Source organism: Actinomadura sp. 7K534, assembly GCF_004348575.1.
Lineage (GTDB): Bacteria > Actinomycetota > Actinomycetes > Streptosporangiales > Streptosporangiaceae > Spirillospora > Spirillospora livida.
Genome location: NZ_SMKB01000361.1, coordinates 1 through 5,284 on the forward strand (window position 1 = coordinate 1; position 5,284 = coordinate 5,284).

Consider the following 5,284-nt stretch of genomic DNA (forward strand, 5'->3'; position numbering starts at 1 on the left):
GGGTTTGTCGGACGTCTCCGTGCGTGTGTCGGTCTTGGTGGTGTCTTCAACGCCCACGCTCGCGTCCCTTTCCCTGGGGGAGGCGGACCGTCCATCGGGGCAGTGGGGGCGGACGGTTCGCCGGGGTGCGCCTTGACGTGCGGGGCTGACACCAGGGCCACACCGGCCCCCATGTAATCGCGCACGTCCGAACTTTGCACGTACGGAAATCGAGCACCCTGCGATGTGGATGCGGGCCAATGCGTGTCCGGGATGCTGTGGCGCTTTTTCGGCTCCCTGGAGCAGTGAATGCGGGCTCATCAGCGGTTCGATCACGCGTGATTCAATGAATACGGCGACATCCCATTTGTCATATTTGGTGGGCGTATGGGCTACCCGGGGTAGGGGGTGGCCGTCCGGGGAAACGTCGTCCTGACTGGAAGCCGGTGGCCTGAGGGGACAGGAGGTTGCCGGTGCTCGGAAGCCCGGGGAGCTCACGGGCGTTGCCGTCAGGTATGAGGATCGGCGAAGCGTCCAGCGTCAGCGGTGTGAGCGCCAGGTCGCTGCGGTACTACGAGGACGAGGGCCTGATCGTCCCCGGGCGGATCGGCAACGGATACCGCGACTACTGCCAGTCGACCATCGACCGCGTCCTGGTCATCCGCTCGCTGCTGGCGTCCGGGCTGCCCGTGCGGCTGATCAAGGAATTGCTGCCCCATCTCACGGATGGCGCCGCCCGCGACCCGGGGGTGTTGTGCACGGAGTTCGTGCACGAGGTGGAGAGCTATCGTGATCGGCTCGCGGCCCGCATCGCCGATCTCAGCGCGCAGCGGTCGGCGCTCGATGCCTTCCTGCGGGAGGCGCGGCACCCCGGTCGATGACCGTGCTTGACCTTGACGTGTGTGTGAAGCTTCTACGTTCCCGTGCATGGAGACCAACGAGCGGCACCACACCGCCGAACCCACGATGCGGGCCCTGGTCCAGCACTCCCACGCCGGCCCGAAGGACCTGCACCTCACTGCCGGCCGCCGCCGTCCCGCGCCAGGTCCGGGCGAGTATCTGATCCGCGTCGGCGCCGCCGGCGTCAACTTCGCGGACGTCATGCAGACCCGGGGAATCTACGGAGGCGGGCCGCGGGCGCCGTATCCGGCCGGCTTCGAGGCCGCCGGCGAGATCGTGGCCGTCGGGGAGGACGTCGCCGGTCCCCTCCCTCTCGGCAGCCACGTGGTCGGGACCGGGCCCGGCGCCTTCGCGCAGTACATGACCATGCCGGCCGCACAGGTGCTTCCCGTCCCGTCCGGCTGGACGGACGCGCAAGCCCTCGGCCTGGTGCTGAACTGGGCCACCGCGCTGGCGGCGCTGAAGCTGGGCGAGGTCGAGCCCGGCGAGACGGTGCTCGTCCATGCCGCGGCAGGCGGTGTCGGCCAGGCCGCGGTCCGCCTCGCCCGTCACTACGGCGCGCGAGTGCTCGGCACGGCGTCGGCGGCCAAGCACGACACCGTCACGGCGCTCGGCGCCGACGCGGTCCTGGACAGCGCACGCCCCGACCTGGCCGCGGAGATCACCCGGTTGACCGGCGGCGTGGACGTGGTCCTGGAATCGGTGGGGCAGGCCACGTTCCAGGTCAGCCTGGCGGTCGCCAAGCGACTCCTCGGACGGGTGATCGTCTTCGGTGCCGCCTCCGGTGATGCCGGCCTGACCACGCACGATCTGGTCTTCACGCACCCGGTGCAGGTCAAGGGCCTGCACATCGGAGCGTTGGCGGCCGCGGCCCCCGGCGTCTATCGGGACCTGCTCACCGAGCTCGAAACCCTCATCGCCGCCGGTGTCTTCCCGCCGGGCGCCCCTGAGATCCACCCCCTGGCCGACGGCCCGAGGGTGCTGTTGGATCTCGAAGCGGGCGCCACCCGCGGCAAGCACGCCCTCGACCCCTGGCGCTAAAAAAAACTCTCGGGGACGCGGAGGTGCCGTCACGACGGCCGGTGGCCGGGGGCGTCCGGTGGCCACTTGGTCGGCGTGAACATCAGGGTCAGCCCGCTGAGCCGCACGGGGTCGGCCTTCGGGATCACGCGGACCGAAACGGGCACCGCGCCGGTCTTGCGGGTCGGGAACTCGCCTGGCCGGGCGTTGCGCGAGAGGTAGGCGAGGCACTGCCCCAGGTAGGCGCGGGCCCGGATCGAGTTCACCCGCCCAGTCGGGCTCGGGATCGTGGCGCAGCCACGCGTAGCAGGCCATCGCGTAGCCGAACTCGCGTTCCGTGAGGTTGCCCAGCCGCGAATAGCCGTCGTTGGGGGTGCGCTCGTCCGGGTACCCGAGGGGCTGGACGGAGAAGCCGCGCCCGGTCTCGCCGAACCTCAGCGCCGCGTTCGTGGTGAAGACGCCGAACCCGAAGAAGACGGCGAGCAGGTCGGTGAGGCGCTCGTGGTCCTTGCGGTCCGCGGCGATTCGTCCCTCGGCCAAGAGCCGGACGTGGCACAGCTCGTGCGCGACCACGGCCATCAGATAGGCGGCGTCGGACGCCTCCGTCACGTCGAGCCCGATAACCGCCCGGCCGTCTCTGACGTAGTAGTGGCCGACGGCGCGACGCCCCTCGCGGGTCGCCGCCGCTTCCTCGTCCGCTCGGTCGAACAGTTCCACGGTGAGCGCGGACCGGTCGATTTCCATCAGCTCGCACACCACCCCTACCGCGCTGTCGATCTGCGCCGGCGTCCCGGTGAACCGGCGGCGCCCCGCTTTCGCTTCCGGTTCCAGCAGGACGATTCCCCGAGTGGACGGCCACGGGCCGAACTCACGGACGAACCAGCTCATCGACACTTCGATCCACGCCTGGTGCGCCACACCGACCGGGCAATCGGCGCTTACCTCCGGTGACCACGGCCGCCGCCTTTCCGGCTCGGCGTTCATTTGTGGGCTGTGCGTGTACCGCGCATCCGAAATTCGCACGGGCGAGTTTCGGGGCTCCTCCAGGAGGCGCCCGTGTCCAGACCAGCGCCGGAGCCCGTAACCCGGACGTACGCCCGGTGCGCGGGCGATGAGATTCGGCGGCAGGTCGAGGTGCGGAGACCGCCGGCTACGAGCCTGAGGAGTCGGGACTCACCGCGTGAACGTTCAATTCGTGGGCGTTCGGACTTCTGTCGCGCCGCCGGTCGACACTCATCTCTTGAGCGTGCCGATCACGGGCCTGACGAGGGGTTTCTCGTGTGCGGGCCGGGCGGTGGCGTGATGATGAACACGCACGATGACGAACCGGCCACCATGCGTTGAGGAAACCCCATGCCGTACCCGATACCTCTCCCGCCCGTCCTTCCCGCTCCGGCAGATGCGCAGCGCTGGTGGCGCGCCTTTCCCGGTGACCTCGACCAGGCGGGTGCGGCCCGCCGGTTCACCAGCGCCCTCCTGGCCGGCTGCCCCGAGCTGGACGAGGTGCTCCTGGCCGTGGACGAGCTCGTGGTCAACGCGCTGCGGCACACCAAGTCCGGCCAGCCCGGCGGCACCTTCACCGTAGAGATCACCCGCTGGGACGGTGCCGTCGCGATCTGCGTCGGCGATGAGGGAGGCCCGAGCGAACCCGCCGTCGCCGAGGCGGCCGAGGACGCCGAGTCCGGACGCGGGCTGCGCACCGTCTCGCTCCTGGCCTCCAGTTGGGGTTGGTTCGGCAACGACCGGTCCCGCACCGTTGCCGCGCTCTTCTCCGCCGCATCGCTGCGGGGGGCGGCGGCGTGAGCGGCCGGGATCTGCGCGAGTGGACCGCCGCCCAAGTCCACTCCGCCATGACCGCCGCGATGCGCACCGACCCCGCCGCGCTGGACGCTCTCGCCGAACACAACGCCGCCGCCCTCGACCCCTACAGCCTGTCGTTCCTGCGGACCGCGCGGATGCTGACCCTGGCGACCTCCGCCGCACTGACCACCGTCCTATCCGCTCACCGCTACGGGCGCGACCGCGACGACCGCCTCATCTGCCTGGCCTGCGGTATCGGCCGCTGCCGGACCGTCCGCGCCATCTCCGACGTCTTGGCCGCCTACGCGCTCCAGGCCCACCCGGTCGACCGGCCGGAAGCCTGGCGCCGCGCCGACGCCTGGTACACCCGCACCACCGGTGGCCGCCCCGTTCCGCTGGGCATCGAATCCTTCGATCATGGCTTCGTTGCCCGCCCCGGCACACCCCCGCCCGAGGTCCCCGATCACGTCCTGGTCATCGACCGCGACACAGCCGCCCTCACCCTCTGGCCCGCCTACGACACCGACACCCTCGCAACCCAGTACAGCCTCTACCGACGCGGCGAACTCCGGCCGTCTGCTGATCAGAGCGTGCGCGGTGGTCTGCCCCGTCCAGACCAGTGACCCGGTCTCCGCCGGAGAACGACGATCTGGTGGCTGCGGCGGTCCGCGGGCGTCACGGCTCGTCCGGCTCGTGCTCGACCCCGGCGATGGGGTCGCCTTCCCGGGTGCCGCTCTCGGCGTCGCTCTCGTAGCCTTCGGCCGCGCTCTCGCTTCCCGGCACGGTCCGCTCCCGGGGCTGCTCCTCCAGGCCCGAGCTCGCGCCGGGCTCCGGGCCGTCCTGCTGGTCCCTCTTCACCACTGCCCCCTCTGGTCGTCGGCTTCTCCTCCGTCCCGCACGTTGTTGCCGCAGAGGCAGTCCCTAACCGCCGGTCCGGCATAGGGTCGGTTCGTGCGGATTCCAGGGGAAGCGGAGATCCGGGCGCTGCATGAGAGGTACGCGCCCAGCCCGGAGGCGTTCGAGGTCGTCTACACGCACTGCGTGATCGTGTGGAGGATCGCCGAGCGGATCATCGAGACCGCGGGGCTCGACGTCGATGCGGAGCTCGTTCGGGCCGGATGCCTGCTCCATGACATCGGGGTCTACCGGCTGGACGACGGGGAGCGTGTTCCGGGGCAGTACGTGCGGCACGGGGTGCTGGGGCACGAGGTGCTGCGCGACGAGGGGTTCCCCGAGGAGATCTGCCGGTTCTGCTCCCGCCACACCGGGATGGGGCTGACGCGTGACGACATCGCGCGGCAGGGGCTTCCGGTGCCGCCCGGCGACTACGTGGCCGAGACCGGCGAGGAGCGGCTGGTCATGTACGCCGACAAGTTCCACAGCAAGACGCGGCCGCCGACGTTCGTGTCCGCCGACTTGTACGCCGTTCACGTGCGCCGGTACGGGGAGGAGAAGGTCGCGGTCTTCGAGGCGATGCGCGCGTTCTTCGGGGAGCCCGACCTCAAGCCGCTCGTGGACGAGTACGGTCACGCCCTCGTATAGGCGGGTTGCCGTGGGCCGCCGTGACGCGGGCAGTGGGCGGGTG

Annotated in this window: 8 protein-coding genes; 6 read left to right on the forward strand and 2 right to left on the reverse strand. The window is 70.6% G+C overall.

The window, feature by feature from the left end; genetic code table 11:
- Positions 1–494: 494 nt before the first annotated feature.
- Together E1266_RS35350 and E1266_RS35355 are read left to right on the forward strand one after the other, a co-directional pair.
- The gene (locus E1266_RS35350) at positions 495–860 is read left to right on the forward strand and encodes a MerR family transcriptional regulator (RefSeq protein ID WP_132054652.1); all 366 of its coding nucleotides are present in this window, start codon (positions 495–497) and stop codon (positions 858–860) included.
- A gap of 46 nt (positions 861–906) precedes the next feature.
- Positions 907–1,920 carry a zinc-binding dehydrogenase gene (locus tag E1266_RS35355; protein WP_132054654.1) on the forward strand — a complete coding sequence of 338 codons (1,014 nt, stop codon included), beginning with the start codon at positions 907–909 and terminating at the stop codon, positions 1,918–1,920.
- A 29-nt stretch (positions 1,921–1,949) separates the two neighbouring features.
- On the opposite strand, the gene E1266_RS35360 is transcribed toward E1266_RS35355, so the two are convergent.
- The gene (locus E1266_RS35360; protein WP_132054656.1) at positions 1,950–2,165 is read right to left on the reverse strand and encodes a hypothetical protein; all 216 of its coding nucleotides are present in this window, start codon (positions 2,163–2,165) and stop codon (positions 1,950–1,952) included.
- Between the two features lie 22 nt (positions 2,166–2,187).
- On the opposite strand from E1266_RS35360, the gene E1266_RS35365 reads away from it, so the two are divergent.
- From E1266_RS35365 to E1266_RS35375, 3 genes are all read left to right on the forward strand, one after another.
- Positions 2,188–2,850 carry a hypothetical protein gene (locus E1266_RS35365; protein ID WP_132054658.1) on the forward strand — a complete coding sequence of 221 codons (663 nt, stop codon included), beginning with the start codon at positions 2,188–2,190 and terminating at the stop codon, positions 2,848–2,850.
- Positions 2,851–3,252: 402 nt separating this feature from the next.
- On the forward strand, positions 3,253–3,702 hold the full coding sequence (locus E1266_RS35370; RefSeq protein ID WP_132054660.1) for an ATP-binding protein: 450 nt from the start codon (positions 3,253–3,255) through the stop codon (positions 3,700–3,702).
- A complete protein-coding gene (locus E1266_RS35375; protein ID WP_132054662.1) occupies positions 3,699–4,322 on the forward strand; it encodes a hypothetical protein in 624 nt (207 codons plus the stop codon). Before E1266_RS35370 ends, E1266_RS35375 begins: the two co-directional genes overlap by 4 nt.
- A gap of 52 nt (positions 4,323–4,374) precedes the next feature.
- Here E1266_RS35375 and E1266_RS35380 read toward each other — a convergent pair whose 3' ends face one another.
- Complete coding sequence (locus tag E1266_RS35380) at positions 4,375–4,557, reverse strand: hypothetical protein (protein ID WP_207946118.1); 183 nt, start codon at positions 4,555–4,557, stop codon at positions 4,375–4,377.
- A gap of 93 nt (positions 4,558–4,650) precedes the next feature.
- Here E1266_RS35380 and E1266_RS35385 point away from each other — a divergent pair, with 93 nt between their 5' ends.
- Complete coding sequence (locus tag E1266_RS35385; RefSeq protein WP_132054666.1) at positions 4,651–5,241, forward strand: HD domain-containing protein; 591 nt, start codon at positions 4,651–4,653, stop codon at positions 5,239–5,241.
- Positions 5,242–5,284: the final 43 nt, after the last annotated feature.